The following is a 2,595-nucleotide window of genomic DNA, read 5'->3' as shown; positions in this document are numbered from 1 at the left end:
ACTCAAAGTTAAATCCCCTCTTCCTTGAAAACCCTAGGTTTGTAGATTGGGTGTAGCGATCGCGTAACCCAACATAAATAAGGTGGTAATGTTGGGTTGCGTTTCACTCCACCCAACCTACATAAATATATTTTTTAAAAAACTCTAGGGGCTTCCAAATAAAAAAATATTTCAAAACTAACACAAAAATCCTCTTAATCTCTCCTCTCTCTGTGTTCTCTGCGCGGCAGTCGCTCATGGGGGAAACCCCCATCGCGCAGCGTCTCGTAGAGAAGACCGCGCTGCCTTGTCTCTGTGGTAGCCTGCGGCAAGCCGAAGCGTCTACGTTTTTTGGGATAATTTATTCCTTGGAAATCCCTTATAAATGCACAAAGCCAGAAGTATTGGGTTCAGAACTACCAAACTTTTAAGTGCTAGGTGTGCTTAGTGCCTTTTGATTGGTTCCAAAGTAGAGGTCGCTTAATTCTTCCAAAGAAACATCAGTCTGCGATTCTGGATTACGAAAGTAGGGATGGATGGGCAGGATTTTATTGCGAGAGCGGGTTTCCGGTAAAGACAGAATCTGCTCAAGCAAAGTCAGGTAATTTTCAGCAGTAGATTCCCAACTGTACGTCTTCAGCACCCGTTGCTGACCAGCCTGGGCAAAATAGTCCCACTCCTGAGCATCACATAGCACCCGCTCCAAGCCTCGTGCAATATCAGCAGCATCTTCTGGATCTACGAGTATGCCATATTCCTTATTTCCCTGGCGCAAGCTTTCGCTAGGGCCACCATTCTTAGTTGCTACCACTGGTAAACCTGCAACTGCTGCTTCTAAAGGAGCAAGTCCAAAGGGTTCGTAAAGTGCTGTCAGCGCAAATACCGAGCGGCGTTTAACCATAAACCGATAGGCTGCTGCCAGTGACTCTTGAGACTGATCTGATAAGCCAAATGCACTAATTTTGCCCCACAAGTCGTTTTCCTTGATTACCTCTCGAATGGGGGCTAATACCTCTTCAGCTATGCTGTCACTAGCCTCTTCTCGTAAGGGATCGTCAAGTCCCCCTGTAAGTAACATCAAGTTAGCTCGTTCCTGAAGTGTTGGACTAATTGCGAAGGCTTGCACTAGCCCTAATATGTTTTTTTTAGGCTCTAATCGACTGGATGCGACGATAACGGGCAAATCTTGGCGGGCTTCTGCAATGTCCCGTGCCAATCGCTCCTGAATGAACTCTTTAGTCGCTTTCTCATTTTCGGAACGTGCCTTTGCACCGAAAATCGAGAAATCTGCTCCCGGTGGAATCACTGCAAAGCGGTTGTCGTTGTCTACATCCACTGCACTCTTATAGACTCGATGAGAATACTGTTGAAAGCGTTCTTGTCGTGTACTGGTGATATTAACGGCCGAGCGATTCATGCTCAAGCGTTCGGCTAGGATGCGATATTTAAAATGGAATTGCTCATCTATTTCTAACAAGTTCTCTGAAGTGATTTCCAGCTTGTCCATCTTTTGGGCACCGAGAGAATGAGCAGTAAAGGTAAAAGGTATGCCTGTATCCTCTTCAATTAGAACGCCACACAGTCCTCCATCGGCGTAGTGAGCAGTCATAGCATCGGGTAAGCCACCTTGCTGTTGATAAAATTTCAAGATATTGGGTACCCAATCACTAATCAGATGAGTCCATAACAACTCTTTGGGGAGAAATTCTTTTGGCCCAGCTGGTAAGCGGATAATGCGGACGTTATCGATTCCTGGATAAGTGTCAAACGTTTGGGCAAACTCTGGCCATTCCGGGTCAATAATTTGACGGGTGAGAATATCAACTTTGTGTCCCTTTTCGGCTATAGCTATAGCGACTTGCTTAACGTAGATCAGTTGACCCCCAAAATCTGGGTGTTTGGTTATGTGACTATTGTTTGAATCAAAATTGCCTTGAGGGTTGAGAAATCCAATGTGCATCGCCCATTTCCTAATACAGGTTGATTTCTACTAGAGATTTTGCCTGAACACGGCAGCATAACAGCTTAGTGAGCTTGTTAAAAACTCCCAAGGCTGAAAAACGCAGGCAGTGAGACTGTACGTCAATACCATCACTAAAAAAGTAAGCCAAAGGGCTTTTATTGATTCCCTTTAGCTTAAACCCAGCCAATTCGCGCATTTTCCTAATATTTAAGTTAATCGCTACTGCGGTTCGCGCACATATACCGGATGGCATAAATGGTAAGGTGATATTTCTCTTTAAAATTCAACGTATTCTCGCTCTTATGCCGTAGTTTCACTTTTATCTGCATCTTTTGTTGCCAAGAATACATCAATACACTTAGTAAATAGTAAATTTATTTCTTCCACAACAACGCATTGGCTAAAGGAAATCCATATTTATTGGGCAATTCTATCACTCAAGATGATGCTTGCTACCAGATACAAATATTACAACAATAAGTAAATACTAAAATCTATATAATAGTCTCATAAAAGATATTTTAAGTAATCTACACGCTGATATAAATCAATTTATTCATTTTGGTAGATGTCGGTATTTGCTATTTTTCGTAAATTTATGAAATTGAAAAGATGTGCAGAAAACCTTGTTAGCATATTTATGACTTTAAAGG

At 42.6% G+C, this 2,595-nt stretch carries 3 protein-coding genes; 1 reads left to right on the top strand and 2 read right to left on the bottom strand.

Annotated features, from left to right (window positions below):
* Positions 1-236: 236 nt before the first annotated feature.
* Complete coding sequence (locus tag GNF10_RS36370) at positions 237-410, top strand: hypothetical protein (RefSeq protein ID WP_185580908.1); 174 nt, start codon at positions 237-239, stop codon at positions 408-410.
* Here GNF10_RS36370 and GNF10_RS36365 read toward each other — a convergent pair.
* Together GNF10_RS36365 and GNF10_RS36360 are read right to left on the bottom strand one after the other, a co-directional pair.
* The gene (locus tag GNF10_RS36365; RefSeq protein ID WP_185580909.1) at positions 407-1,939 is read right to left on the bottom strand and encodes a glycosyltransferase; all 1,533 of its coding nucleotides are present in this window, start codon (positions 1,937-1,939) and stop codon (positions 407-409) included. The genes GNF10_RS36370 and GNF10_RS36365 overlap by 4 nt on opposite strands.
* A 10-nt stretch (positions 1,940-1,949) precedes the next feature.
* A complete protein-coding gene (locus tag GNF10_RS36360; protein WP_185592487.1) occupies positions 1,950-2,195 on the bottom strand; it encodes a hypothetical protein in 246 nt (81 codons plus the stop codon).
* Between the last annotated feature and the right edge of the window lie 400 nt (positions 2,196-2,595).

This window comes from Nostoc sp. UCD121 (assembly GCF_014222285.1).
Lineage (GTDB): Bacteria > Cyanobacteriota > Cyanobacteriia > Cyanobacteriales > Nostocaceae > Nostoc.
Note: the sequence above shows the minus strand (reverse complement) of the source record. Positions and strands in the feature narration are given on the sequence as shown.